We start from the raw sequence: 24,911 nt of genomic DNA on the forward strand, positions 1-24,911 counted from the left end.
TTTGGGGGCGGTGATTTTTCAATAAATTTAGGAAGTTAGTCCACGCAAGCTGAGCGGGACAGCCGTTCGGCTTATACCTGTTCCAGCGCCGGGAAGACGTTGGGGAAGGTTTTCTTAAGCGCCACGTCGACATCGCCCATGTCCACCGGAAGGCCGAGATCGACGAGCGAGGTGACGCCGTGCTCGGCGATGCCGCAGGGGACGATGCCGGAGAAGTGCTCGAGATCGGGTTCGACGTTGATCGAGATGCCGTGGAAGCTGACCCAGCGGCGCATCTTGATGCCGATGGCGGCGATCTTGTCTTCGGGCTTCTCGCCCGTTGGGGTCAGCGGCCTGTCGTCGCGCACCACCCAGACGCCCACCCGACCGGGGCGGATTTCGCCCTTCACGTTGAACTGGTCGAGCGTGGCGATGACCCAGGCCTCGAGATCCTCGACGAAGCGGCGCACGTCGCGGCCGCGGCGGCCGACATTCAGCATGACATAGACCACCCGCTGGCCCGGCCCGTGATAGGTGTACTGCCCGCCCCGGCGGGTCTGGTGCACCGGGAACCGGTCGGGCGCGTGCAGGTCGGCGGGGTCGGCGGAGGTGCCGGCGGTGTAGAGGGGCGGGTGTTCGAGAAGCCATATGGCCTCGGCGGCGCGGCCCTCGGCGATGGCGGCGGCGCGCGCCTCCATCTCGCGGCAGGCGGTTTCATATCCGGTCAGGCCGGGGGAGGTGATCCAGTCGACCATTTTCCAGGTGGCCTCTTTTCTGGCGCCCGCGATTCGCCCGCGCGCGCGGTAACCAAGGGAGTATCGTATTGAGGGAAAAGTGCAAATTCGGCCGCAAAAAACCCTGACGGATTCGTGATGGGCCGTGCTAGCATGCGCGCTATCAAGGAATTTTCGTACCTGGAGGGATAAAAATTATGGCTTTCAAAAGGATCACCGGCGCGGCGGTGATGACCGCGATGCTGATGGTGCCGGTAAGCCGGGCCCATGCCGGCGACGAGTTTGTCGGCGGGCTTGTCGGCGGGCTGATCGGCGGCGCGATCGGCAGCGGCATTGCGAACCAGCAGCGCCAGAAGACGCGCACGACGCGCTCGCGCACGGTTTACGTGCAACCCCGCGCCACCTCGGCGCAGCGGCAGACGGCGCGGGAAATCCAGACCTCGCTGAATTACTTCGGCTTCAATGCCGGGGCGGCGGATGGCGTTCTGGGCGGGCAGTCGCGGGCCGCGATTTCGCGCTACCAGGGCTACATGGGGTATCCGGCGACGGGGCAGCTGACCGAATACGAGAAGACCATGCTGCTGGGCGCCTATCACCGGGCGCTGGCGGGCGGGGCGGAGGTCAACCAGATCATCGCCAAGTCGAACGAGGGCGCGCGGGCGGTTCTGATCGCGCAGCGTGACGGGACGACCGGCACGCGCACCACCGGCTATGCCGGGCTGCCGCTGTCGGTGTCGCAGGCGGTGGACGAGGTGGCGGACAGTTCCGACCCGTCGGCCGAGCAGCTGTTGCAGCGCTCGGGGTTCATCCAGCTGGCGGACCTCAACGGCGATGGCAGCACCGATTACATCATCGACACGGCGCTGGCCGGCAGCAGCTTCTGGTGCAACGCCTCGCAGTGCAAGACGATGGTCTTCGCCTCGACCTCGGACGGGTACCGGCGCAACGACCTGCTGCTGCACGCGCCCAAGCCCGACAGCTTCGACTGTATCGGCGGCACCTGCCAGGTGAAGGCGGCGCCCGCGGCACAGCCCGAGGCCAACACGATGATGGCCAAGGCCGAGGAGCCGGAAGCCGGCGCCACCGCCGGGCTGACCCTGCCGGTGTTCAACACCGCCCCGAAGCAGAAATCGCTGTCGAGCCATTGCAGCAAGGTCAACCTGCTGACCAGCGCCAATGGCGGGTTCACCACCGTGTCGGACGTGAGCAACCCCGATTTCGCGCTGAGCGAACAGCTGTGCCTGACGCGGACCTATGCCGTGGCAAGGGGTGAGGACATCATCGCCTCGGTCCAGGGGGCGAGCCAGGCCGCGATCGAGCAGCAATGCGACGCCTTCGGGGCCAGCATGGCGGGCTATATCGGGTCGCTCAACTCGAAGTCGCCCAAGGCGGTTCTGAACGAGGTGAGCACCCTCGTCCTGAACAGCGGCATGACCCCGGAACAGCTTCGCACGACCGCGCAGATCTGCATGGCGAGCGGCTACCAGTCGGACAAGATGCCGGCGGCGCTGGGCGGGGCCCTGCTGCTGACCGCGCTGGGCGAACGGCCCTATGCCGAGCTGGTGGGGCACCACCTGCATGGCGGGTTCGGCACGGATGACAACGCCGACATGGCGCTGGCATGGTACGAGGTGGCGATCTCGGCGCTGGATGGCGGGGCGGCCCCGGTCTTTGCCCCGAGCCAGGCCGAGCGGATCGACGTGGTGCGCAAGGCGGCCCTCGGGCTGGCCGGACACGACATGACGACGCCGGTTCCGGCGGCCAGCACCGGGACGACCATGCCGGTCTTCACGCTGTCGGAGTAAGGTTCACAGCCGGGAGGGCGCTCCTGTTTGACCCGGCTGCGGCCTGTGTGCCGCGGGGTTTCATATATGCGGCTCCGCGGGGTCACAGGCGATGCGCGGCATGGGGGAAACCCCGTGCCGCGCCTTCGTTCGAGGGGGGCGCGAAAAAGGCGGAATTTTCCTCTTCACAAGGGCGCGGCAATTGCGTATACGCCGCGCACCTACCTGATCACGTGCGGTCGTGGCGGAATTGGTAGACGCGCAGCGTTGAGGTCGCTGTGGGGTAACACCCGTGGAAGTTCGAGTCTTCTCGACCGCACCAATCACTCCCAGACATGGATGATGCCTTTGTGTGCTGTCGGCGCGGGTGAGGCGTTTTCTTGAAAAGAAAACGGTCCGAAATCTTTTGAAGATTTCGGTTTGGCCGTTGGGGTTTTGGGCAAGGCTCGGAGGCGTCTTGCGCCGAGCTGTTCTTCCGGCGCGTACGCAGCGTGGCTCTCGATCCAGCGGCCGAAGGCCTTGACGGAAATTCATTCGGCCATTCTGATGACGGTATGGGACACGCAGGCAGGTTGGATCAGAGGCAGAAAAAGACCTTCGCTGTCGCGTTTCCCGTCGTGATGGCCGTGACACTTGCCGTGCTTTACCTCGTGAATGACCATGACAGCCCGGGCCGATTGTTGGCGGGGGCGGTATACGCGACGTTGCGGATGTCCTCGCTGTACCTGTTCGTCATATTCGTGACGTGCCCATTCGGGTTCTTCTGGAGGGTCGCGGCGATTAATTCTGCCGTCGGTTTGATCGTTCTTTTCGTGGCATACCACGCCTATGCGGGGCGGGACGCCGATATCGGGGCGGTCATCACCTCGACGCTTGTCGATTACGGCGATTACCTGAAAGTGCTGGGGCTTGTCTCGGTTCTGCTTGGAAGCGTCGTGAAATACGTGTCCCGGCGCAGGTTCTGGTGAAACCAAGCGCTTTTCGAGCTCACACCCGATAATGTTGCGGAGTCCAAACCGCTCGGGTGGCGCCAAGTCTCGACTATCCCCGGGAAACATGCTTCCTGACCCAAGGTAGGGTGTGTGAGGGCCGGGATGACGGGCAGAACCAACAATGCCGTGATGGGCATTCTGATCAGCATCGTGGCGCTTGTCCTGTTCGACTTCATGGCCCTGATCATCAAGGCCCTGTCGGTGCGCTATGCGGCGGCGGAGCTGTCGGCCTATCGCAACCTCTTCGGGCTGGTGCCGAGTGCGCTGGCGCTGTGGATGACGGCCACGTGGCGGCGGGGCGACCGGAGCCTGAGGATGCGGCAGTGGCGGCTGGCCGTGGGGCGGGGCATGGCGGTGACGCTGGCGCAGCTGCTGTTCTACCTGTCGCTGGGGCTGATGGCCTTTGCGACGGCGACGACGATTTCCTACACGACCGCGCTTTTCACCACCGCGCTGGCGGTGCCGCTCCTGGGCGAGCGGGTGGGGGTGATCCGGTGGGCGGCGGTGGCGATCGGGTTCGTGGGGGTGCTGCTGATCATGCGGCCGGGCACGGATGCGTTTGCCTGGCACATGCTGCTGCCGTTCGGGGCCTCGGCGCTCTATGCCTTTACCGGGGTGAGTGCGCGGATGGTCGACGAGGGGGTGCCGACGCCGCTGTTCAACCTCTATTCCTCGGCCGTGGCGGCGGTGGGGTCGGTCGTGCTGGCCTTTGCCCTGGGCGGGTTTTCCCCGCTGGCGAGCTGGTACGATGCGGGGATGATCTTTCTGATGGGGCTTTTCGGGGGCTCGGCGGTGCTGTGTCTCGTGGTGTCGTTCCGGATGACGGAGCCCAGCAACCTTGCCCCGTTCAGCTATTTCGGGATCCCGATCGCCTTTGTCTTCGGCTGGCTCTTCTTCGGCGAGGCGCCGATCGATACGCTGATGCCGGGGGCACTTCTGATCGTGTTCGGCGGGCTGATGATCGTCTTCCGCGAACGGCGGTTGCGGCGGGCCGGGCGGTTGGTGGAGTGAAAAGGGCCGCCACGGTTGTGACGGCCCTCGTTCGTTTCACGGGTGCCTCCGGCTATCCGTAGACGATGTTCGGCAGCCAGGTGATGATCTGCGGGAAGAGCATGCACATCACCAGTCCCACGATCTGAAGGAAGAGGAAGGGCAGGGCCGAGCGGAAGATGTCGCCCATCGGGATCTCCGGCGGGGCCACGCCGCGCAGGTAGAAGAGGGCGTAGCCGAAGGGCGGCGACAGGAAGCTCATCTGCATGTTGACGAGGTAGAGCACGCCGAACCACAGCACGAGGTCGCCTTCGTCCCCCAGCCCGAAGGCCTGGGCGCCGAGCGCCTTGACGATGGGCACGAAAATCGGGACCGCCAGAAGCAGGATGCCGACCCAGTCGAGGAACATGCCCAAGAGGATCAGAACGATCTGCATCAGGATCAGGATGCCCCACGGCCCGAGGCCGAGGCCTGTCATCGTCTGTTCGACGAAGTGCTGGCCGCCTTCGAGCACGTAGAGGCCGACGAAGATGGTCGCGCCGAACATGATCCAGATGACCATGGCCGAGGCCTTGAGCGTGGTGAGGCAGGCCTCGCGCACGGTGGCCCAGTTGAGCTTCTGGTGGATGGCGGCGACGATGAAGGCGCCGAAGGTGCCGATGCCGGCCGCTTCCACCGGGGTGGCGACGCCGGTGAAGATCACGCCGAGGACCACCACGATGAGCGTGAGCGGCGCGGCCATGTTGCCCAGCAGGCGCAGTTTCTCGGCGGTGCTGACGCGTTCCTCGACCGGGATGGGCGGGCCTTTCTGGGGATTGGCGTAGCACATCACGGTGACGTAGAGGATGTAGAAGCCCGAGAGCATCAGGCCCGGCAGGACCGCGCCGATGAAGAGCTCGCCCACCGATTGCTCGGCCACCACCGCGTAGATGATGGCGAGGATGGAGGGCGGGATCAGGATGCCCAGCGTGCCGCCCGCCATGATCGAGCCCATGGCGATCTTGGGGTCGTAATGGCGTTTGAGCATGGCCGGAAGCGCGATGATGCCCATGGTGACCACCGCCGCGCCGATGACGCCGACCATTGCCGCGAGGATCGTCGAGGCGATGATCGTGGCAGCGGCAAGCCCGCCCTTCACGCCGCCCAGCAGCTTGTAGATGACGTCGAACATCTCGTTGATGATGCCCGCCCTTTCCAGCATCGCGGCCAGGAAAATAAAGAGCGGGATGGCCGAAAGCTGGTAGTTGGTCATCAAGGGGAAGATCCGCGACGGCACGATGTTGAGCGTGCGCGCATCGCCGAGGATGAACAGGAAGACGCAGGCCAGGCCGCCGGTCACGAAGGCCAGCGGCAGGCCGGCCATCAGCAGCACGATGAGGCTGCCGAACATCAGCAGCGTGAGCCATGCAATGTCAATCTCGATACCCATGGCTTACCCCGCCTGCAAGTTTTGACGAACGATGTCGACGTCGCGGGCGAGCTTGGCGATCCCCTGCAGGATCAGCAGCACCGCGCCCACGACGATGGCCCATTTGAAGGGCCAGTAGGCGATCGTCCATTCCGAGAAGGAAATCTCGTTCACCACGGTCGCATCCATCGCGAAGATCCAGCCGGTGACCAGCAGGGTGCCCGCGAAGATGAAGAAGAAGATCGAGGTGAAGAGATCGACCACCGCTTTGCGCAAGGGCGACCATTCGGCGTAGAACACGTCGACCTTCACATGGGCATCGGTCAGCGCCGCGTAGGCGCCGGCGATGAGGTACTGCATCCCGAACATCAGGAACATGCCCTCGTGGACCCAGATGGTGGGCGAGTTGAAGACGTAGCGGGCGACGACCTCGAAGTAATAGGCGAAGACCGCGATGACCGCCCAGTAGGAGACGAACTCGCCGCAGAAATAGGACATCCGGTCGATCGCCCCGGTCCAGCCGGTGCCGATATGGTCGTGGTCCTTTTTCTCCTCCTCGTGCTCGATATGTTCGAGCGCCGCCGCGGCCGGGTCGGTCTTAGTCGGTTCGGCGTCGGCGCGGGCCTGGGCCTTGCGGACCATGCCGGGGATCAGCACCGCGTCGATGGCGATGAGCGCGCAGAGCAGCATGAGCGCGTAGAAGGCGAAGTCGGACCATTGCTGGCGGGCGGCGCGGGCGTTCTCGAGCGCGGGGCCCGCGGCCTCGAGATCGGCGCGGGCGCCGTCGAGACGCTCGGCGTCGGTGACCTTGGCCTCCTGCGCCTTTTCCAGCTCCTTCTCGGCGCGGATCTGGGCGAAGGAGCCTTCCTCGGCCTCGGCGAGATCGGCCTCAAGCCCGGCGATCTTGTCGTCGGCGCCCGCCACCTTGGGTTCGAGCCGGTCGACGATGCGTTGGGCGCTGCTGACGGCGTTGGCGGTTTCGCTGACCACCTCGCGGGCCTCGCGGCCCTGGGCGTTGAAGACCAGGATCGAGAAGAAGATCGGCAGGAAGATCAGCCCCCACATGTTGCGGAGGTAAAGCCGGTGCAGGCCGAGCAGCCCGCCGGTGAAGAGGATCATGTAGGCGATGGGCACCGAGTAGCCCGGTGTCCGCCGCCGGCGGGCCATCACCATGGCGACGAGGGGGAAGACGATGAGGCCCCCCCAGTACAGCCAGTGCGGCAGGATGAAATCTATGCTGGGCATTGTCTTTCCGCTTGTGCGCGCGTGTCGGGCCCCCGCGATGGCGGAGGCCCGGTTTCCATCAGGTCAGGAGCGGTCGATCAGAGATCGAGTTCCTGGCCTTCGACCATGTCGGGCGTCACGTAGCCAAGCGAGCCGGACATCATATAGTCGAGCTGGGTCTTGAACACGCGGGCCGCGTTCTTGTCGCGGTTGGCGTATTTGTACCAGATCGGCACGGCGACCTCGGTCATGATTTCCACGTCGGTCTGGCCGAGGCGGGTAACCTCGGTGCCGTCGGCCTCGAATTTCTCCCAGGCTTCCTGGTCGGCCTTCTGGATGGCGGCGTGGTGCATGTCGGAATAGCTGTGCACTTCCATCTCGACGAATTGCTTCATCTCGTCGGAGAGGGCGTTCCAGCTGTCCATGCCCACGGTCAGATCCATGATGTCGACGGGCTGGTAGACCGACATGAAGCCCGGCGGGCCCATCGAGATGTAATCGGTCACCTGGCTGAAGCCGAGCGCGTAGTTCACCGCCGGGCCCACGTAGTCGGCCACGTCGATGGTGCCTTTCTCCAGCGCCGGGAAGATTTCCGAGCCGGGCAGGAGCGTGGTTTTGGCGCCAAGGGCCGAGAAGAGTTCGGCGACCATGCCGCCGGGGGCGCGCATCTTGCGGCCGGCGAAATCGTCGACCGAGCGGATCGGCACCTTGGAGTGGATGATGTTCGGCCCGTGGTGGATGGGGCCGACGAAGTGCATGTTCTGCTCGGCATAAAGTTCGCGCGCCATTTCGAGGCCGCCGAGGCCGTAGTAGAACACGTCGAATTCATGCGGGTTGCGCAGGCCCATCGGGTAGCTGGTCAGGAACATGGCCGCCGGGATGATGCCCTGGGCGTAGATGGTGAAGGGGTTCACCGCGTCGAGCACGCCGTTCTTGACCGCGTCGTAGAGCTGGAAGTCGCCCACGACGTCATTGGCGCCGAAGGATTCGAAGGCCAGCTCGCCGCCGGTCTTTTCCTGGATCGAGGCGGCCCAGTCCTTGAAGATCTGCAGGCCGATGCCGCCGGGCCACGAGGTTTGCACCTTCCACGTGGTGCCCTGGCCTTGCGCGGTCGCGATGGCCGGGGCGGAAAGCCCGGCTGCGCCCGCTGTCGCCAGCCCGGTCAGCGCCGCGCGACGTGAAATCGTCTTGTTATGTGTCATCATATCCTCCCTAGTGTTTGGCGGTGTGCCGCGGCGCCCTCCCTGACGCCGGCGGCGCAAGTTGCCGCGACGTCCAAACTAAAGCTTCGCTGAAATTGGTAAAGGTTTTTTTCCAATTCGGCCCATTGCGCGGTTTGCGCCGGGGGCACTGGCCGTGCTCGGCGGGTCTGATAGCGTGCGGGGAAGAGGGAATCGGAAGGAGCGGGACATGGCGGAAAAGGTTTGCGTGATCATCGGCGGCGGGCGCGGCATGGGCGCCGCGACCGCGCGGGAGATGCACGGGCGGGGGTACAAGCTGGCCTTGATGTCCCCTTCGGAAAGCTGCGAGGCCCTGGCGGCCGAGCTGGGCGGGGTGGCAAGGCGCGGCAAGGCGGAGACAGCGGAGGACACGCAGGCGCTGTTCGACCTGGCGATGGAGACCTATGGCCGGATCGACGCGCTGCTCATCCATGTGGGCGGGCCGCCGAAGGGCGACCTGCTGGAGATATCGGAAGAGGACTGGGACCGCGCCAACGAGATGGTCATCAAGCCGGTGATCCGGATGGCCAAGCTGGTGACGCCGGTGATGGAGAAACAGGGCGGCGGGTCGATCGTGGCGATCACCACGTTTTCGGCCTTCGAGCCGAGCCTGACCTTTCCCACGTCGAGCGTCTACCGGGTGGGGGTGTCGTCTTTCGCCAAGCTCTATTCCGACCGTTACGGGCCGGCGAATATCCGGTTCAACTGTTTGCTGCCCGGTTTTACCGACAGTCTCGACCTGCCGCAGAAGTTTGCGGAGATGTCGGCGCTGGGCCGGCTGGGCCGCGCCGAGGAACAGGCCAAGGCGGCGGCGTTCCTGCTGAGCGAGGACAGCAGTTACATCACGGGTCAGTCGCTCAGGGTCGACGGGGGCGTGACGCGGCATATGTAGTGTGGCGTGATCCCGCCCGTCGGGCCCGGGCCGCGGAGTTGTGACGTGCATTGACCCGGGCCGGGCGGCTAAAATATGCCGGCCACTCAGATGCCGATGGACGGACCTTTGCCGATGATGCTGCGCGCCCTTGCTTTGCTGATGGTTGTCACCTGCCTGCCGGCGGTCGCCGGGGCGGTGGACCGGGCTGCCGTCGAGACACAGTACCAGCGGTGGCTGGAACAGACCGTGTGGCCGCAGGCGCGCGCCAAGGGTGTGTCGCGCGGCACGTTCGAGCGGGCGTTCAAGGGGGTCACGCTGAACTGGAAGCTGCCTGACCTGGTGCCGCCGGGCACGCAGGCGCGTACGCCCGAGGACCAGTTCCAGGCCGAGTTCGGATCGCCGGCGCGGTATTTCGGCGGCAACAAGCTGGAGAGCGCCACCTCGGTCGGGCGGGTGATGGCGAAGCGGTACGCGGGCGTGCTGGCCGCGGCGGAGGCGGCGACGGGCGTGCCCGGGCGGATCGTGCTGGCCGTCTGGGGCCGCGAAAGCGGCTATGGCCGCGTGGCCATCAAGTATGACGCGTTCGAGGTGCTGGGGACCAAGGGGTTCATGAGCACGCGGGCGGGTTACTTTACCGAAGAGCTGATCGCCGCGCTGCAGATCGCCGAGGCGGGCCATGCGCCGGGCGGCGGCATGAAGAGCAGCTGGGCCGGGGCGCTGGGCCAGCCGCAGTTCATGCCCTCGCGGTATTTGCAGTTTGCCACGGATGGCGATGGCGACGGCAAGGCGGATATCTGGAATTCGGAGGCGGATACCATCGCCTCGATCGCCCGGTACCTGGAGCATTTCGGCTGGGTGCCGGGGCGCGACTGGGGGTTCGAAGTGCGGGTGCCTGCCTCGGTGTCCTGCGCGCTGGAAGGCCCCGACCAGGGGAGGCCGATTGCGGACTGGGCCGAGATGGGCGTGACACGCGTGTCGGGCCGGCCGTTTCCCGAGCATGAATTGCGCGGCGAGGGTTACCTGATGATGCCGGCGGGCCGGAAGGGGCCCGCGTTCATCGTGACGCCGAATTTCTACGTGCTGAAGAAGTATAACGAGAGCGATCTTTACGCGCTTTTCGTGGGGCATGTGGGCGACCGGATCCAGTACGGGATGAAGGATTTCCGGGGCGACTGGGGCCGGGTCGGGGGCCTGAAACGCTCGGACGTGGCGGCGATGCAGCGGGCGCTGGTGGATATGGGCCATGATGTCGGTGGCGCCGACGGGCTGGCGGGGTTCAAGACGCGCCGGTCGATCGGGCGGTGGCAGGCCGAGGCGGGGAGCGCGCAGACCTGCTTTCCGGAGGCGTCGATGAAGAAGGCGCTGGTGCGGTAGGGATGCCCGAGGCCGTGGCCCAGTGAGATTTTGCCTGTAGGGTGAGGGCCATGGGACCGTACCGGATCACGTCATTGGGGTATGCCGCGCTGTTGCTGCTCATGGGATGCGTCGGATTGCTGTATGACCGCCTGTCGCGCGGGCTTGCAGAGCCGGGAGAGGGCGGCCCGTTCTTCTGCCGGGAACTGCTGAGTTCGGGTGGAGACGACAGCGGGCTGGTGTCGGTCTTTGCCGCCTTCCTGGTGCCTGCGGGTCTGAGACTGGCCCGTCTGTCTGCGGGGCCTGTCGGGTACGAAGGTCTTGTCTTCCTGATTTGCCTGGTCTTGAGCTGCGCTTCGCTGGTTCTGGCGCGCCTCGACTGCGGGGCGATAGTCTACACCGCTTTTGGCGTGCCCGATCCGATGTTGGCGGCCGCGCTGGTCGCTCTTCCGGTCTCCGGGGGCTTGCTGCTGAAGCTGTATTTCGACCGCCGGCAGGGCAAGGGCCGGTAGAGCCGGTCTTTTCCGCCGCCGATCGCCCGTTCAGCCCTTCATCACCGTCAGGAAATCGTTGAAGGCCTGCATCCGCGAGGCGAGGGCGCCGGGGCGGTTGATGCCGGCCTTGTTGCCATCCATCTTCTCCCACGCCGTCTTGCCCTGATTGTAGAGCTTGTCGGAGGCGTAGATCGAAAGGTCGGACTCCTGGGCGCGGAGGCGGTCGAAATTCTCGGAGAACATCTTCCAGCAGATGTCCTTGAAATCGATCCGCACCGGGTCGGGGCGCCTGACGGGCGGCCGTTTCGAGGGCACGTGCTGATCCAGCACCTCGAGAGCGGGGGGGAATTCGAGCACCTGCCCGTCATATTGCGAGGGGCGGTGGTAGTCGGACTGGGTGAAATCGACATCCCAGGGCTTGTCGTACTGGACGTAGGCCAGCTTTTCACAGAGCGCGCGGGTGATATCGAAGACCACGCGGCCGGTGGCCTTGACCTCGGGCGGGAGGCCGCGGGCGGCCTTGAGGAGCGAGATCGAGACGCCGGGGTTGATGTCTTCCGCGATGCCGATCTTGGGCATCTTGATGCCGTAGTGATAGCTGTTGCGGAAGAAGAAGTAGTGGCTGTCGACCTTCTGGCTGAAGGTCTCGCCGGGCAGGCGGTCGAACGTGTCGGCGTAGTACGGCATCGCCGCGGTCAGGATTTCGGGCGTGTCGTCCCACGGGTCGCGGGCCCTGAGGTGGCGGTTCAGCGTGTCGGGGTCGTAGGGCTCGCGGCGGTCGGTGACCTGCAGGAATGTCTGGAACACGTCGCGGTAGATCTCGCCCGCCCCGCCGAGCATGCGGACGCCCTTGATCTCGGCCAGCTCCTGGACGGTGTTGAGCTGTGTCTTGGCGAAGAAGTGATACGCGCCGAAGAGGTGGCTGCGCCGTTTCAGAAGGCGGTCGCGCGGGGTGGTGATGTCCCACCCGATGACCTCGGGGTTGGGGTGATAGCTGCCGCCGAATTCCTTGACGAGGCCGGTGGCGATGGCGAGGTCGACATCGCCCAGCTTGTTGGGGGTCACCTTGGTGTTGAAGACCACGTCCTTGATGCGGCCGAGCGCCACCACGGCCGAGAGCACGATGCGGCTGTCGCGGCCGCCGGAGATATCGCACAGGACGGGGCGGCCGGAGTCGAGAATGGCCTGCACGTTGGCGATGATCTCTTCGGCGCCTTTCTCGACGAGGGCATGGTATTCGTCGGGGGTGAGGTAGTCGGGGTTGCCGTTGGCGTCGGTGGGCGGGCCGGGGAAGACCGCATCGCGCTGATGGGCGGTGACGGTGTTGGTGACCTCGACCTCTTCGCCGCCCAAGAGCACGTTCACCCCCTCGACGGGCGTGGCGATGGTGGAAAGCTGGTGGCAGATGACCGAGTTGAAGGCCGCGTTGGCGAAGGCGCCGCGCAGGTCGAGCCGGCCCACCGCGATGGCCGCGAGGTGCAGCCGGTTGGTGACGATGCCCGCGCCGTAATAGAGCGAATGGTGGGCGCAGATATCGCTGCGCACGGTGGTCTTCTCGGGCCAGAAGCTGAGCAGGTTGAACATGCCGACGCCGGGCTGTTCGGGGAAGCGGTCGAGCACGGCGGGGCCGATCGCGAACTTGCCGTCGAAGATGCCGGTGCCGCTGAGGATGTGCTGACCGCGGGGGAGGTTCCACGTATAGACGGTGTGGCCGTTGCGGACCATGACCTCGGCGCCCAGGGCGGTGAACTTGGCGCGGAGTTCTTCGGAATCCTTGGTGGTGATCAGGAAGTCGCCGCAGGCGCCGTCATAGGGCACGAAGTCGAGGGAGTCGGGGCCGTAAGCGTCGTACATGGGAAGCCTTTGCGTGTTGTCGGAGCCGGCGGACCGGGCGCGGGAAATGAATAACGAACGGGCGCAGGCTTGGAAAGCGAGAAGCGGCGTCAGGGGCCGGTGTCGGCGAGCCAGTCGAGGAGGAGCGGCAGGACGGTTTCCGGGGCTTCCTCATGCGCGAGGTGGCCGAGGCCGGGGAGGCGCGTGAGGGTGGCGTTCGGCATGGTGGCCGCCGCGCGGTCGGAGGTTTCGGGGGGCACGGCGCGGTCGTTTTCGGCGGCGAGGAAGAGGGTGCGGGCGGTGATCTGCGGCAGGCGGTCGGCGAGGGGGTCGATGTTCCACTGGGCCATCATCTGTAGCGTGCCGTCGACATGGGCGCGGTCGGCGATGAGGCGGGCGTAGAGGGCGTAGCCTTCGTCGTCGAGAGTGGAGCCGGTGCCGGCGATGAGGCGGCGGGCGCGGGCGGTGGGGTTGCCGCCGAGGGTGAAGGCCATGGCGGTAAGCGGGTTGAGGGCGAGCACCTTGGCCAGCACGGGGAAGAGCCAGCCCGCGACGCCTTCGAAGCGGCCGAGGGCGGCGTTGAGGGCGATGACCTTTGGCGCGGGTGAAAGGCGGCTGGCGAGGTTGAGGGCGAGCGCCGCGCCGGCGGAATGGCCGAGGACGACATCGGGGTGCCAGCCTTCCTGTTGGCAGAGATGGGCGATGTCGGCGGTCATGGGCTCGAGCCCGCAGCGGGTTTTCGTGCCGGCGCGGGTGAAGCCCTGGCCGGGCAGGTCGAGGGCGATGACGCGGTGGGTTTGGGCAAGGGTCGGGATGAGGGCGCGGAAGCTGTGGGTGGAGGCGCCGGCGCCGTGGAGCAGGAGGATAAGCGGGCCGGTGCCGGTTTCCTGCACGTGCCATTGGTGGGGCTTCGAGGCGATGCGCCGCGAGAGGTGGTGGAGCGGCCATGTGGGGAGGTCGCGGGACCAGTCCATCGCGCGTCAGCCCGTCAGCGCCGCGTCGGTGGCGGCGGCGAGGTGGCGCGCGTCGGCGCGGGGGAGGGCGAGGTATTGGGCGTTCAGCCAGCCTGCCAGCAGGGTGCCGTCGCGGCCCGGGCGGGCGGCGGTGTCGATGACGACGGAGGAAAGGCCGAGATGGGAGAGGCGGCGGGCCATGGCTTCGGCGTCGGATGCGGCGGTGGCGCGGCCGGGGGTGCCGTCGAGCGCGATATTGGCGCGGCCGTCGGTGAGGAGCGCAAGTGCCGGGGAGAGGCCGCGGGTGCGCGCAAGGTCGGTGAGGTCGAGCGCGGCGCGCAGGCCGGAGGCGAGCGGCGTGCCGCCGCCGCCGGGCAGGCCCGCAAGCTGGCGCTTGGCCTGCACGAGGGAGCGGGTTGGGGAGAGCAGGATCTCGGCCCCCTCGCCGCGAAAGGCGATGAGGGCGACCTGGTCGCGCTTGGCATAGGCCTGGGCGAGCATGAGTTCGATGGCGCCTTTCGCCTCGGCCATGCGGGCCATGGCGGCGGAGCCGGAGGCGTCGACAGTGAAGATCACGAGCCGGTCGGAGCGGTCCTCGTACCGGCGCAGGCGAATGTCGGCGGGGTGGATGATGAGGCGGGGGCCGTCGGGGCGGGCCTCGCGGCGGAGCGGTTGCCACGGGGCGGCGGCCCGCAGGGTGGCGATGATGTCGATGCGGGCGCGGCCATCGGGGCGCCCGGGGCGCGAGGGGAGCGGGCGGCCGCGGCGGTTGCCGGTGCGCTTGGTCCCGGCGCCGCTGCCCTGGGCCGCGCGGGATGCGCGGGCGCGTTTTTCCAGTTGGGTCAGCAGGTCGGGGGGCAGGAGGGCGGCGATGGCCTCGACGATGAGGTCGTCGGGGATATCGGTGAGGTCGGAGGTTGTGTGGCTGTCGGTCTGAGTGTCGGGTGTCTCGTCGGGTTGGGGTTCGGGGGCGTCGGGTTGCTCGGGGATCATGGTCGCGCGGGCGGGGTAGACGAGTTCGGCGGCGTGGCGGAGATCGTCGTCGGTCGTCTCAGCGCGGGCGTCGAGGGCGGCGAGTGCCAGGGCCGCGCGCTGGGCGAGGAGGGGGGCGCGGAGGCTGGCGATGCCGAAGCGGGCGGCGAGGGCGACGAGGGTTTCGGCGTCGTCGGGGCGCAGGGTGACGTTTGGCAGGCGGGCGCGGGCGGCGTCGATGTCGGCGGGGGCCGGCAGGAGGGGGCGGGCCTCGGCATGGGGCACTTGGGAGAGGTCGACGTGGAAGGCGAGGCGTTCGGTGAGGCAGGCGGGGGCGGCTTCCTCGGGCTCGGCGCCTTCGTCGAGGAGGAGGAGGGCGTGGCCGGTCTGGGCGTCGAGGAGTTGGGCGAGGCGGGCGGCGAGGCCGGGGGGCGTGCGCTCGGCCATGGGCAGGACAAGGGCAGAGGGGGTGTCGGCGAGGCCCGCGTCGCGGATCATGCGGCCTTCGGCGAGGGAGGCGGCGACGTTGAGGCCGCCGAAGAGTTGCGTGTCGGACAGGCCCGGATGGATACGGCGGAGGGGGAGGGGCAGGATTTTGAGCTCGTCTTCAAGGGTTTGGCGCGCGGGGCCGGGGCGAGCGCGGATCGTGAGGCCCTTGAGGCCTGCCGGGTCGATCGCCAGCAGGGTCAGCGCGGTGAGCGCGCGGAACCAGTCGGGAGAGGTCATCCGAACGTGTCCGCGACGGTGCGCTCGACGCGGGCGACGGAGCCGGCCTCGTCCAACGGGTCGCGGCGGAGGCGGTGGCTCATGGCGATGGGGGCGATGCGGCGGAGGTGGTCGCGGTCGATGGCGGTGGCGCCCTCGTAGGCGGCCAGCGCGCGGGCGGCGCGCAGGAGGGTGAGCTCGCCGCGCAGGCCATCAGCGCCGAGGGCGACGCTGAGCGTGGCGCAGTCGGTGAGGATGGCGTCGGGGGTCCTGGTGGTGGCCAGCGCGTCGCGGGCGGCAAGGATGGCCTTGCGGATCTTGCCGTCTTCGCGCTGCCATTTCCTGAGGAATTTTTCGGTGTCGCGTTCGAAGGCGTCGCGGCGGCGGATGACCTCGACCCGCTCGGATATGTCGTCGGGGGAGCGGACCTCGACCGAGAGGCCGAAGCGGTCGAGCAGTTGGGGGCGAAGCTCGCCTTCCTCGGGGTTGCCGGAGCCCACCAGCACGAAGCGGGCGGGGTGGCGAATGGAGAGGCCCTCGCGTTCCACGGTGTTGATGCCGGACTGGGCCACGTCGAGCAGTAGGTCGACGATGTGATCCTCGAGCAGGTTGACCTCGTCGATATAGAGGTAGCCGCGGTTGGCGCGGGCTAGGAGGCCCGGCTCGAAGGCCTTTTCGCCCTGGGTTAGGGCACGTTCGATGTCGAGCGCGCCGGTGACGCGGTCTTCGGTGACGCCCAAGGGCAGGTCGACCACGGGGGTGGGGCGCTGGGTGGTTTTGGTCGAGGCGACATGGGCCCAGTCGGGGCAGTCCTCGGGGCGTTGGGAATTGACGGGGCAGCCTTCGACCACGGTGATTTTCGGCAGCAGGGCGGCGAGCGCCCGAACGGCGGTGGATTTGCCGGTGCCGCGGTCGCCGAAGACCAGCACGCCGCCAAGGCCGGGGTCGATGGCGGTGAGGATCATCGCCAGTTTCATTTGGTCCTGTCCGACGATGGCGGAGAAGGGGAAGGGGGTATTCATGCGGCGTAGTCCAGTTGGTCGAGGGGGTTTTGGCCGTGCCATGTGCCGGTGGCGGCGGCGACGTGGAAGCGGGCGTAGAGTTCTTCGCGGAACCAGTTGCCCTCGCGCACGGCGCGGATGGCGCGGGCGTGGGGCCCGTCGGCGCGGGCGAAATTGGCCATGGTGGCGGTGTCGGGCCAGATCGAGAAGGTGATCTGGTGGAAGAGGGGCAGCTCGCCGATGCCGATCTTGAAGAGGACATTGGGATCGGCGCCGATGGCGCGGCTGATGGTGGGCTCGCGGCGCCAGAAGCGGAGGGCCGCGCGGGGGCGGATGGTGGCGCGGGTGAGGGCGGCGACGGGGCCGCTTGATTGTGTGGGCTGTGGGATGAAGGGGGTGGTGCCGGACCATGCGCCGCGCGACGAGGTTGGGGTGAGGTAGAGGGTGTAGCTTTCCGTGGCGCGGGCGCGGTAGCGGCGGAAGATGGCGGTGGTGTCGATGCGGGTTTGGGCGGTGGTGAGGTCGGGCCAGGTGGCGAGGATGGCATAGACGGCGGTGTTGGGCAGCGGGGTGAAGCCTTCGCCGGTGCCCGAGCCGCAGAGCTTCCAGAAGCCGATATCGTGGATGCGCGACATCGGGCGTCTGGCGAGGCCCATCATGGCGAAGGCCCAGAGCCGCGAAAACCCCGGGGGAAAACGGAAAAAGCTGAGGCTGACGGTTTGGATCGCGATGCCCTCCTGGCGCGTGGAAATGACTGTCGCACGGTTTCGGATTCCATCAAAGACGGGCAATGGGTGATTGTCAACTTTAGTTGACAGGTGTAGGCTGAGTTCATGTTGACACGCGTCGATCCCGCGCTGAGCCCGGAGGCGGCCGCACCGGTTGCGCCGCATGCCGTGGTGATTGGCGCCGGGCTGGGCGGCTTGGCATCGGCCATGCGGCTGGGGGCGAAGGGCTACCGGGTGACGGTACTGGACCGGCTGGATGGGCCCGGCGGGCGTGGCTCGGCGATCCGGGCGGAGGGGCACCGGTTCGACCTGGGGCCGACCATCGTGACGGTGCCGCAGGTGTTTCGGGAGTTGTGGGCGGCCTCTGGGCGGGATTTCGACGCGGATGTCGATCTGCGCCCGCTCGACCCGTTCTACGAGATCCGCTGGCCTGATGGGAGCCGGTTTGCCGCGCGGCAGGATACGGGGGCGATGCTTGCGGAGGTAGGACGTCTGTCGCCCGGGGATGTGCGCGGGTATGAGCGGTTTCTGAAGGACAGCGAGGCCCGCTACCGGATCGGGTTCGAGGATATGGGGCGCCGGCCGATGCATCGGTTGGCCGACCTGGTGAAGGTGCTGCCGGCCTTCGCGCGGCTGCGGGCGGATCGGTCGGTCTATGCCCATGCGGCAAGGCGGGTGAAGGATGAGCGGTTGCGCATGGCGCTGTCGTTTCATCCGCTGTTCATCGGGGGCGATCCGTTTCACGTGACCTCGATCTATGCGCTGGTGAGCCATCTGGAGAAGGCCTTCGGCGTGCACTACGCGATGGGCGGGGTGGAGGCGATCGCGCGGGCGATGGTCAAGGTGATCTCGGCGCAGGGCGGTCAGGTGCGGCAGGGCGTCGAGGTGGACGAGGTCGTGCTGCGCGAGGGCCGGGCGGTGGGGGTGCGGCTGGCCTCGGGCGAAGAGATTGGCGCCGATATCGTGGTGTCGAACGCGGATGCGGGGCATACCTATGACCGGCTGATGCGGAATGTGCCCAAGCGGCGGTGGACAGCGCCGAAGCTGCGCCGGACACGGTGGTCGATGAGCCTGTTCGTCTGGTATTTCGGGACGAAGGGAACCAGGGGCCTGTGGCCGGAGGTGGGGCATCACACGATCCTGAACGGGCCGCGCTATGAGGGGCTGGTCAGGGATATCTTCGTGAAGGGGCGGCTGGCTAAGGACATGAGCCTATACGTGCATCGGCCGAGCGTGACCGACCCGGGCGTGGCGCCGGAGGGCGGCGATACCTTCTATGCGCTGAGCCCGGTGCCGCATCTGGGGCATGACGACCCCGTGGACTGGGCGGCGATGGAGGAGGTCTATCGCCGCAAGGTGCAGGATGTGCTGGAGCGGGAGTTGCTGCCGGGGCTGGGGAAGCACCTGACGGCGTCGCGCGTGTTCACGCCGGAGACGTTCCGGGACAGGTACCTGTCGCCGCACGGGGCGGGGTTTTCCATCGAGCCGCGGATTTTGCAGAGCGCGTGGTTCCGGCCGCATAACGTGAGCGAAGAGGCGAAGGGGCTTTATCTGGTTGGCGCGGGAACGCATCCGGGGGCGGGGCTGCCGGGGGTGATTTCGAGTGCCGAGGTGCTGGCGCAGCTGGTGCCGGAGCCGGTGGGCGTGGAGGTGGCGAGATGATCGACCCGAAGGACATGGCGCATTGCGCGGAGGCGATCCGGCACGGGTCGCGGTCGTTCCATGCGGCCTCGAAGCTGTTGCCGAGGCGGCTGCGGGATCCGGCGTTGGCGCTTTATGCGTTCTGCCGGTTGGCGGATGATGCGGTGGACCTGCAACTCGCCAAGGCCGAGGCGGTGTTGCGGCTGCATGAGCGGCTGGACCGGGCCTATGCCGGGCGGCCGGAGAATGCGCCCGCCGACCGGGCCTTTGCGGCGATCATCGAGGCGTACGACATGCCGCGGGCCTTGCCGGAGGCGTTGCTGGAAGGGTTGGCGTGGGATGCGATGGAGCGGCGGTATCAGACGCTGTCGGAGCTCAGGGCCTATTCGGCGCGCGTCGCCTCGGCCGTGGGGGCGATGATGTGCGTGCTGATGCGGGTGCGGGATGCCGATGCGCTGGCACGGGCCTGTGACCTTGGCGTGGCGATGCAGCTGACGAATATTGCGCGCGACGTGGGTGAGGATGCGCGGGAGGGGCGGCTTTATTTGCCGGTCGAGTGGCTGGAGGAGGTCGGGCTGGCGCCGGAGGATCTGCTGAGCGATGCGCGGATGCGGCCGGAGCTGGCGGTGCTGTCGCGGCGGTTGTTGCGCGAGGCCGAGGGGCTTTATGCAAGGTCGGAGGCCGGGGTGGCCGCGCTGCCGCTGGATTGCCGGCCGGGGATATTCGCGGCGCGGTTCATCTATGCGGGGATCGGTGCGGAGGTGCGGCGCAACGGGTATGACGCGGTGAATCACCGGGCGCGGACCAATGGCGCGCAGAAGCTGGGTTGGGTGATGCTGGCGGGGCTGCGGGCGGGGGGCACGCTGGTGATGCCGCGCTCGCCGGTGATCCATGCGCGGGCGTTGCCCGAGACGCAGTTCCTGGTAGACGCGGCGGCGGAGGCCGCGCCAAGGGCCGCGGACTGGAGCGATCAGCTTTATGGGACGCTGGCCGGGTTGAAGGCGCGGGACCGGGCGCAAAAGGCATCATTGATGCAGGGCGTGCGGGTCGCTAGGTAACGGACATGATCTGGATTTGTTTCGCCATCTTTCTGGGCGCCTGTTTCGGCGCGGGGGCCACGGGCGGGCTGTTTCCGCCCGGTGTCTGGTATGCGCGGCTGCAGAAGCCCACGTGGACACCGCCCAACTGGCTGTTCCCGGTGGCCTGGACGACGCTTTACATCTGCATGGCCGCCGCCGGCGCGCGCGCGGCGGTGAGCGAGGGCAACGGGATCGCCATGGCGCTCTGGTCGTTGCAGATCGCGCTGAACGGGCTTTGGACGCCGGTCTTCTTCGGGCTGAGGCGGATGAAGCTGGGGCTGCTGGTTCTGAGCCTGCTTTGGCTGTCGGTGGCGGCGGCGCTGGTGTCGCTGTGGCAGGTCGACTGGATTGCCGGGCTGCTGTTCGTGCCGTATCTTGCCTGGGTCACGGTGGCCGGGGCGCTGAACCTGTCGGTGATCCGGCTGAACCCCGGTGAGACGGGCCGCGCACAGGAAAACTGAGTGTACGGCAGGAACGTCGCCGCCGTCGGTCGCGTTGGGGTTTCATCGTTTCGCTGATCGGGGGGCCCTCTTTCCATGTTCGAATCCTTGTCGATGCCGCTTGTCTTCGGTGCCTTCGCGCTGGCGGCGCTGGTCGTGCTGGTGCTGGGCACCAAGATGGCCGGGCTGGCCGACCGGATCGCAGACAGCACCGGGCTGGGCGAGGCGGTGACCGGGGGCCTTTTGCTTGGCGCGGCGACGTCCTTGTCGGGCACGGTGGTGTCCCTGACGGCGGCGCTGGATGGCCGGGCGGGGCTGGCGTTTTCCAACGGGATCGGCGGGATCGCGGCGCAGACGGCGTTCCTGGCGCTGGCGGATACGGTCTATCGGAAAGCCAATCTCGAGCATTCGGCGGCGGATGTGACGAACGTCTTCCAGGCGGCGCTTCTGTCGCTGATGCTGGTGGTGCCGCTGGGGGCTGTGCTGACGCCGGATATGTCGTTCTGGGCGGTGCACCCGGCGTCGGTCGTGCTGGTGGTGATCTATCTGATGGGGGCCTACCGGACGGCGGACATGAAGGAAAACCCGATGTGGAAGGCGGTCGACACCAAGGAGACCCGCCACGACACGCCGGACGAGGAGACGACGAGCAAGGAAGACCCCAAGCGGCAGATCGCGGTTTTCGTGGCGATGATGCTGGTGCTGGGCGTCGCGGGCTGGGTGATTGCCCAATCGGCGGAGCAGATCACCGACCGGATGGACCTTTCGGCGGCGCTGGTGGGGGCGTTGATGACGGCCGTGGTGACGTCCTTGCCGGAGCTGGTGACGACGTTGGCGGCCGTGCGGCGTGGCGCGTTGCAACTGGCCGTGGGCGGGATCATCGGGGGTAACAGTTTCGACGTGCTGTTCCTGACGCTGTCGGATTTCGGGTATCGTGACGGCTCGCTTTACCATGCGATCGGGCAGGGGGATCTGTTCTGGCTGATCGTGGGGCAGGCGATGACGGCGGTGCTGCTCTTGGGTCTGATCGTGCGCGAGAAGCAGGGGCCGGGGAATATCGGCTGGGAAAGCGTGCTGATGCTGTCGATCTATGGCGGCGCGGTGGGGTTCCAGGCGTGGTCGGGCTAGGTTTCGAACGTCCATCCCGCGCGGCGGGGGACGCGGACGGCGAGCATCGGTTTCAATAGCGGCGAGCGGAAGCGGCGGAGGTCGAGCGCCTCGTGCACGCCCGTCGTTTCCTCTCCTTGCAGCCGGGTTTTGACCGCCGAGCGGCTGTAGAACGGGGCGTCGAGCATGTTTTGCACTTGTTTCGGGGTGTAGCCCGCGTCGGCGCGGGTGGTGCGTTTGACGGCCCAGAGGCTGCGTTTCATGGGCGCCTTGGGTGGCAGCGGGATGGCTTGTGCTGAGCCGGTTTCATCGAAATGGGTGGCCATGGCGAGGGTCGAGCCGTCGCGGCGGGTGGCGTCGTAGAAGCAGGTGCTGCCGCCCTGATGGGGGAAGCGGCCCCATGTCCAGTAGGTGAAATCCTGTTCCAGTGCGCGGGTTCCGAAATTGGCGTCGAAATAGCCGTGCCCTTGCCAGCGCCAGCCGGGGGCGTCGAGGTCGACCTCGACCGTGCAGGTGGGGGCGAAGGGGCGCCAGATATGGGTGCCATCGGGCGTAAGGGGGAGTTCGACGGTGGTGAGCGCCGAGGGGGTGACGGTGATGCGGCCCTGCACGCGGGAGATGACGGGCGGGGATGAGATCTCATCGATGTCGATGATGAGTTGGCCGTTCTGCCAGCGCATGGCGGAGGGGCCGATTTGCAGGGTGTCGGCGGTTTGGCGGAGGGCAGTACGGCCGCGGTCGGTCATGGTGAATCGGCCGCCGGGGCCGTAGGTGGCGACGTTGAGGCAGATATGGTTTTCCGGGTCGCGGCGGCCCGACCACGCGTACCATGGCGAGAAGACCGAGCCTATGAACCCGATGACGCTGACCGCGCGGCCGCCGCCGTCGCGGATGGCGTCGATATACCACCAGGCGTAGCCGTTCGGCGGGACGGCGAGGTTGAAGTTCGGTCGCTCAAGATCGCCTCGGCCGCGTGCCGGGCGGAGAGGGTCGCCATCGGCACCCCCGCCCCCGGATGGGTGCCGCCCCCGGCCAGGTAGAGGCCCTTGATGGGCGTCCGGGCCGTGGGGCGCTGGAAGGCTGCCGTCATGCCATGCGGGCTCTGCCCGTAGAGGGAGCCGGCCGAGGCCGGGAAGAGACTGTCGAAGCCCTGTGGGGTGGTCAGGGCTGTCTGGCTCGGTTCCGGTGAGAAGGTCAGGCCGAAGCGGGCCAGCGTGCGGAAGGTTCGTGTCTGGCATGATGCAGGCTCCTGCGGGTGGCCGTCGGTCAGAGGCGGGGCGTTGGCGATGATCTCGAAGCGTTCGAGTTGTGGCGGGGCTGTGGGCAGGCCGCGGTCCATCGCGCAGACATAGAGCGTGGGGCCAGGGGCGTATCGGCCACGGGCCAGCGCGTCGAATTCGGGCTTCGGATCGGCGCGGAAGAAGACGTTGTGATGGGCGAGGTCGGGGCCGTGCGGCGTGGCGGCGAAGGCCCAGACCTCGGCCGAGAGGCTGCGGTCCGTGTGGCGAGTTTGTTGGGCGACGGTCTCGGTGTCGGGGCCGAGGGCGCCGGTGGCGAGGGCACGGGGGTCGCCGTTGAAGAGGATGGTTTCGGCGGGGATGCGAGTGCCGTCGGAGAGATGGACGGCGCGGGCGCGGCCATTGGTGGCTTCGATGCGGGCGACGTGGGTGGCGTAGTGGAAGTGGGCGCCGCGTGCGGTGGCGATCTGGGCGAGGGCCGTGGCCAGCCGGTGCATGCCGCCTTCGATGGCCCAGACGCCCGCCGCCTCGGCCTGCCAGATGAGCGAGAGGATGGCGGGAACGCCATAGGGCGAGCCGCCGACATAGGTCGCGTAACGGCCGAAGAGCTGGGCGAGGCGGGGGTCGTCGAAGCTTTGGTCGAGGATCTGGGCGAGGGTCTTGCCGGGGGCCATGCGGGGCAGGAGCCACGGGCGGGTGAGGCAGTGGAGGGTGAGCTTGCCGAGGGATGGGGCGGGGGCCTGCATGATCGGCGCGTCGAAGGCCTCGAAAAGCTGGCGGGCGCGGGTGGAGAAGGCGTGGAACTGTTTCGCGGCCTTGGCGTCGGCGAACGAAGTGATGGCCGTTTCGTTCAAGGCCGGGTCGTCGTGGAGGTCGAGTCGGCTTCCGTCGGGCCAGAAGTGGCGGGCGAGGAGGGATTGGCGGTGGAGGGTGACGTGATCTTCCAGCCGCTCGTCCAAGGCGCGGAAGAGCTCGTCGAAAACGGGGCGCATGGTGAGGACGGTGGGGCCTGTGTCGACCGGCCCGGCGGGTGAAGGCAGGGTGCGCATCTTGCCGCCGGGGGTGCTGTGCCGTTCGAGGACGGTCACGTCGAGGCCGGCCTGTGCCAGCCGCGCGGCGGCGGCCAGCCCGGCTATTCCGGCGCCGATGACGATAACCCTGTCCGCGCCGTCGGGTGCTGTGTGCGGCCCTGTCATGAGGGGAATTATTGACTCGGGGGCTGCGATGTGTCCAGAATAGTTTACACTAGGCATGTCATACATTGATGACATTTAGCCCGAAGGAGGCCGTTCATGCCGCTTACCGACCGGATCGAAGGCGCCGTTACACGGGCGTTGGGGACCACGCAGGGCGGATCGGCGCCGAAGCAACTGGCCGAGGCGCTGGGCTATGCCTGTTTGCCGGGTGGGGCAAGGATCAGGCCGACGATCCTTTTGTCGGTGGCGATGGCCTGTGGCGATGACAAGCCACGGATGGCCGATGCGGCGGCGGCGTCGCTGGAGCTTATTCACTGTGCGAGCCTCGTGCATGACGACCTGCCGTGCTTCGACGATGCGGAGGTCAGGCGCGGGAAGCCGTCGGTGCACCGGGCCTATTCGCAGCCCTTGGCGGTGCTGACGGGGGATAGCCTGATCATCCTGGCGTTCCAGACGCTGGCGCGGGCCGCGGCGGTGGATGGGGCACGGGCGGCGCAGCTGTCGCTTACCTTGTCGGAACGGACGGGGATGCCGAACGGGATCTGTGCCGGGCAGGGCTGGGAAAGCGAGCCGGAGATTGATCTGGGCGCGTACCATCGGTCGAAGACGGCGGCGCTGTTCATCGCGGCGACGCAGATGGGCGCGATTTCCGCCGGGCATGAGCCGGAGGCGTGGTATGACCTTGGCGCCCTGATCGGCGAGGCGTTCCAGGTGGCGGATGATTTGCGCGATGCATTGCTGGACGAGGCGACGCTGGGCAAGCCGGTGGGGCAGGATGACCTGCACGGGCGGCCCAATGCGGTGGCGGAGCTTGGGGTCGAGGGGGCGTTCAAGCATCTGTCGGATATTCTCGCTGGGGCGATCGCCTCGATCCCCTCGTGCCCGGGCGAGGCGGCGCTGGCGAAGATCGTGTCGATGCAGGCGGAGCGGATCATGCCCGCGGTGCCGGCGCGTTACCAGGTCTAG

Annotated in this window: 22 protein-coding genes and 1 tRNA gene; 12 read left to right on the forward strand and 11 right to left on the reverse strand. The window is 67.4% G+C overall.

Going from position 1 to position 24,911, the window contains the following annotated elements; genetic code table 11:
- Nucleotides 1-71 precede the first annotated feature (71 nt).
- Complete coding sequence (lipB, locus tag RIdsm_RS08610; protein WP_057814038.1) at nucleotides 72-734, reverse strand: lipoyl(octanoyl) transferase LipB; 663 nt, start codon at nucleotides 732-734, stop codon at nucleotides 72-74.
- Between the two features lie 176 nt (nucleotides 735-910).
- On the opposite strand from lipB, the gene RIdsm_RS08615 reads away from it, so the two are divergent.
- The 4 genes from RIdsm_RS08615 (at nucleotide 911) to RIdsm_RS08630 (ending at nucleotide 4,500) form a co-directional block, all read left to right on the forward strand.
- Nucleotides 911-2,518, forward strand: coding sequence for a peptidoglycan-binding domain-containing protein (locus RIdsm_RS08615; RefSeq protein WP_057814037.1), 1,608 nt, complete (start codon nucleotides 911-913; stop codon nucleotides 2,516-2,518).
- Between the two features lie 214 nt (nucleotides 2,519-2,732).
- Nucleotides 2,733-2,819 (forward strand) — tRNA-Leu (locus RIdsm_RS08620).
- Nucleotides 2,820-3,117: 298 nt separating this feature from the next.
- On the forward strand, nucleotides 3,118-3,465 hold the full coding sequence (locus tag RIdsm_RS08625) for a hypothetical protein (RefSeq protein ID WP_160325810.1): 348 nt from the start codon (nucleotides 3,118-3,120) through the stop codon (nucleotides 3,463-3,465).
- Between the two features lie 126 nt (nucleotides 3,466-3,591).
- Entirely contained in the window at nucleotides 3,592-4,500 is a 909-nt protein-coding gene (locus RIdsm_RS08630; RefSeq protein ID WP_057814033.1) for a DMT family transporter, read from the forward strand.
- 52 nt (nucleotides 4,501-4,552) lie between these two features.
- On the opposite strand, the gene RIdsm_RS08635 is transcribed toward RIdsm_RS08630, so the two are convergent.
- The 3 genes from RIdsm_RS08635 to dctP form a co-directional block, all read right to left on the reverse strand.
- Complete coding sequence (locus RIdsm_RS08635; RefSeq protein WP_057814031.1) at nucleotides 4,553-5,908, reverse strand: TRAP transporter large permease; 1,356 nt, start codon at nucleotides 5,906-5,908, stop codon at nucleotides 4,553-4,555.
- A gap of 3 nt (nucleotides 5,909-5,911) precedes the next feature.
- A complete protein-coding gene (locus tag RIdsm_RS08640) occupies nucleotides 5,912-7,132 on the reverse strand; it encodes a TRAP transporter small permease subunit (RefSeq protein ID WP_057814029.1) in 1,221 nt (406 codons plus the stop codon).
- 77 nt (nucleotides 7,133-7,209) lie between these two features.
- Complete coding sequence (dctP, locus tag RIdsm_RS08645) at nucleotides 7,210-8,313, reverse strand: TRAP transporter substrate-binding protein DctP (RefSeq protein WP_057814381.1); 1,104 nt, start codon at nucleotides 8,311-8,313, stop codon at nucleotides 7,210-7,212.
- A 208-nt stretch (nucleotides 8,314-8,521) separates the two neighbouring features.
- Between dctP and RIdsm_RS08650 the strand changes: the two genes are divergently transcribed.
- The 3 genes from RIdsm_RS08650 to RIdsm_RS08660 all read left to right on the forward strand — a co-directional run bounded on the left by RIdsm_RS08650 (nucleotide 8,522) and on the right by RIdsm_RS08660 (nucleotide 11,070).
- Entirely contained in the window at nucleotides 8,522-9,223 is a 702-nt protein-coding gene (locus RIdsm_RS08650) for an SDR family oxidoreductase (protein ID WP_057814027.1), read from the forward strand.
- Nucleotides 9,224-9,337: 114 nt separating this feature from the next.
- The gene (locus tag RIdsm_RS08655) at nucleotides 9,338-10,579 is read left to right on the forward strand and encodes a lytic murein transglycosylase (RefSeq protein ID WP_057814025.1); all 1,242 of its coding nucleotides are present in this window, start codon (nucleotides 9,338-9,340) and stop codon (nucleotides 10,577-10,579) included.
- A 50-nt stretch (nucleotides 10,580-10,629) separates the two neighbouring features.
- The gene (locus RIdsm_RS08660) at nucleotides 10,630-11,070 is read left to right on the forward strand and encodes a hypothetical protein (protein ID WP_057814024.1); all 441 of its coding nucleotides are present in this window, start codon (nucleotides 10,630-10,632) and stop codon (nucleotides 11,068-11,070) included.
- A gap of 30 nt (nucleotides 11,071-11,100) precedes the next feature.
- On the opposite strand, the gene RIdsm_RS08665 is transcribed toward RIdsm_RS08660, so the two are convergent.
- The 5 genes from RIdsm_RS08665 to crtA all read right to left on the reverse strand — a co-directional run bounded on the left by RIdsm_RS08665 (nucleotide 11,101) and on the right by crtA (nucleotide 17,241).
- A complete protein-coding gene (locus tag RIdsm_RS08665) occupies nucleotides 11,101-12,906 on the reverse strand; it encodes a hypothetical protein (protein WP_057814023.1) in 1,806 nt (601 codons plus the stop codon).
- A gap of 89 nt (nucleotides 12,907-12,995) precedes the next feature.
- Complete coding sequence (bchO, locus tag RIdsm_RS08670) at nucleotides 12,996-13,859, reverse strand: alpha/beta fold hydrolase BchO (protein WP_057814022.1); 864 nt, start codon at nucleotides 13,857-13,859, stop codon at nucleotides 12,996-12,998.
- 6 nt (nucleotides 13,860-13,865) lie between these two features.
- Nucleotides 13,866-15,536, reverse strand: coding sequence for a magnesium chelatase subunit D (locus RIdsm_RS08675; protein WP_057814021.1), 1,671 nt, complete (start codon nucleotides 15,534-15,536; stop codon nucleotides 13,866-13,868).
- Nucleotides 15,533-16,537, reverse strand: a complete 1,005-nt coding sequence (gene bchI, locus RIdsm_RS08680) for a magnesium chelatase ATPase subunit I (RefSeq protein WP_057814020.1) — start codon at nucleotides 16,535-16,537, stop codon at nucleotides 15,533-15,535. The genes RIdsm_RS08675 and bchI overlap by 4 nt, the downstream gene beginning before the upstream one ends.
- Nucleotides 16,534-17,241: a spheroidene monooxygenase gene (gene crtA / locus RIdsm_RS08685; RefSeq protein WP_057814379.1), complete on the reverse strand. Its 708-nt coding sequence runs from the start codon at nucleotides 17,239-17,241 to the stop codon at nucleotides 16,534-16,536. The genes bchI and crtA overlap by 4 nt, the downstream gene beginning before the upstream one ends.
- 108 nt (nucleotides 17,242-17,349) lie before the next feature.
- Between crtA and RIdsm_RS08690 the strand changes: the two genes are divergently transcribed.
- The 4 genes from RIdsm_RS08690 (at nucleotide 17,350) to RIdsm_RS08705 (ending at nucleotide 21,532) form a co-directional block, all read left to right on the forward strand.
- On the forward strand, nucleotides 17,350-18,906 hold the full coding sequence (locus tag RIdsm_RS08690; RefSeq protein WP_057814019.1) for a phytoene desaturase: 1,557 nt from the start codon (nucleotides 17,350-17,352) through the stop codon (nucleotides 18,904-18,906).
- Entirely contained in the window at nucleotides 18,903-19,943 is a 1,041-nt protein-coding gene (crtB, locus tag RIdsm_RS08695) for a 15-cis-phytoene synthase (RefSeq protein WP_057814018.1), read from the forward strand. Before RIdsm_RS08690 ends, crtB begins: the two co-directional genes overlap by 4 nt.
- Nucleotides 19,944-19,948: 5 nt before the next feature.
- A complete protein-coding gene (tspO, locus tag RIdsm_RS08700) occupies nucleotides 19,949-20,425 on the forward strand; it encodes a tryptophan-rich sensory protein TspO (RefSeq protein ID WP_057814015.1) in 477 nt (158 codons plus the stop codon).
- 75 nt (nucleotides 20,426-20,500) lie between these two features.
- Entirely contained in the window at nucleotides 20,501-21,532 is a 1,032-nt protein-coding gene (locus RIdsm_RS08705) for a sodium:calcium antiporter (protein WP_057814011.1), read from the forward strand.
- Here RIdsm_RS08705 and crtC read toward each other — a convergent pair.
- Together crtC and crtD are read right to left on the reverse strand one after the other, a co-directional pair.
- Entirely contained in the window at nucleotides 21,529-22,404 is an 876-nt protein-coding gene (crtC, locus tag RIdsm_RS08710; RefSeq protein ID WP_074940098.1) for a carotenoid 1,2-hydratase, read from the reverse strand. The genes RIdsm_RS08705 and crtC overlap by 4 nt on opposite strands.
- Complete coding sequence (gene crtD / locus RIdsm_RS08715; protein WP_143100407.1) at nucleotides 22,359-23,945, reverse strand: 1-hydroxycarotenoid 3,4-desaturase CrtD; 1,587 nt, start codon at nucleotides 23,943-23,945, stop codon at nucleotides 22,359-22,361. The genes crtC and crtD overlap by 46 nt, the downstream gene beginning before the upstream one ends.
- Nucleotides 23,946-24,041: 96 nt before the next feature.
- Here crtD and RIdsm_RS08720 point away from each other — a divergent pair, with 96 nt between their 5' ends.
- Nucleotides 24,042-24,911: a polyprenyl synthetase family protein gene (locus RIdsm_RS08720; RefSeq protein WP_057814008.1), complete on the forward strand. Its 870-nt coding sequence runs from the start codon at nucleotides 24,042-24,044 to the stop codon at nucleotides 24,909-24,911.

The sequence above is a fragment of the Roseovarius indicus genome (assembly GCF_008728195.1).
In the GTDB taxonomy this organism is placed as follows: Bacteria; Pseudomonadota; Alphaproteobacteria; order Rhodobacterales; family Rhodobacteraceae; genus Roseovarius; species Roseovarius indicus.

Bases quoted from the DNA above. Each gene is read 5' to 3' on its own strand.
- dctP (WP_057814381.1), bottom strand. From the start codon at position 8,313: ATGACACATAACAAGACGATTTCACGTCGCGCGGCGCTGACCGGGCTG.
- RIdsm_RS08635 (WP_057814031.1), bottom strand. From the start codon at position 5,908: ATGGGTATCGAGATTGACATTGCATGGCTCACGCTGCTGATGTTCGGC.
- RIdsm_RS08655 (WP_057814025.1), top strand. From the start codon at position 9,338: ATGATGCTGCGCGCCCTTGCTTTGCTGATGGTTGTCACCTGCCTGCCG.
- RIdsm_RS08720 (WP_057814008.1), top strand. From the start codon at position 24,042: ATGCCGCTTACCGACCGGATCGAAGGCGCCGTTACACGGGCGTTGGGG.
- RIdsm_RS08630 (WP_057814033.1), top strand. From the start codon at position 3,592: ATGACGGGCAGAACCAACAATGCCGTGATGGGCATTCTGATCAGCATC.
- RIdsm_RS08690 (WP_057814019.1), top strand. From the start codon at position 17,350: ATGTTGACACGCGTCGATCCCGCGCTGAGCCCGGAGGCGGCCGCACCG.
- RIdsm_RS08705 (WP_057814011.1), top strand. From the start codon at position 20,501: ATGTTCGAATCCTTGTCGATGCCGCTTGTCTTCGGTGCCTTCGCGCTG.
- RIdsm_RS08625 (WP_160325810.1), top strand. From the start codon at position 3,118: ATGGCCGTGACACTTGCCGTGCTTTACCTCGTGAATGACCATGACAGC.
- RIdsm_RS08615 (WP_057814037.1), top strand. From the start codon at position 911: ATGGCTTTCAAAAGGATCACCGGCGCGGCGGTGATGACCGCGATGCTG.
- crtD (WP_143100407.1), bottom strand. From the start codon at position 23,945: ATGACAGGGCCGCACACAGCACCCGACGGCGCGGACAGGGTTATCGTC.
- crtB (WP_057814018.1), top strand. From the start codon at position 18,903: ATGATCGACCCGAAGGACATGGCGCATTGCGCGGAGGCGATCCGGCAC.
- bchO (WP_057814022.1), bottom strand. From the start codon at position 13,859: ATGGACTGGTCCCGCGACCTCCCCACATGGCCGCTCCACCACCTCTCG.
- lipB (WP_057814038.1), bottom strand. From the start codon at position 734: ATGGTCGACTGGATCACCTCCCCCGGCCTGACCGGATATGAAACCGCC.
- RIdsm_RS08665 (WP_057814023.1), bottom strand. From the start codon at position 12,906: ATGTACGACGCTTACGGCCCCGACTCCCTCGACTTCGTGCCCTATGAC.
- RIdsm_RS08650 (WP_057814027.1), top strand. From the start codon at position 8,522: ATGGCGGAAAAGGTTTGCGTGATCATCGGCGGCGGGCGCGGCATGGGC.
- bchI (WP_057814020.1), bottom strand. From the start codon at position 16,537: ATGAATACCCCCTTCCCCTTCTCCGCCATCGTCGGACAGGACCAAATG.
- RIdsm_RS08675 (WP_057814021.1), bottom strand. From the start codon at position 15,536: ATGACCTCTCCCGACTGGTTCCGCGCGCTCACCGCGCTGACCCTGCTG.
- tspO (WP_057814015.1), top strand. From the start codon at position 19,949: ATGATCTGGATTTGTTTCGCCATCTTTCTGGGCGCCTGTTTCGGCGCG.
- RIdsm_RS08660 (WP_057814024.1), top strand. From the start codon at position 10,630: ATGGGACCGTACCGGATCACGTCATTGGGGTATGCCGCGCTGTTGCTG.
- RIdsm_RS08640 (WP_057814029.1), bottom strand. From the start codon at position 7,132: ATGCCCAGCATAGATTTCATCCTGCCGCACTGGCTGTACTGGGGGGGC.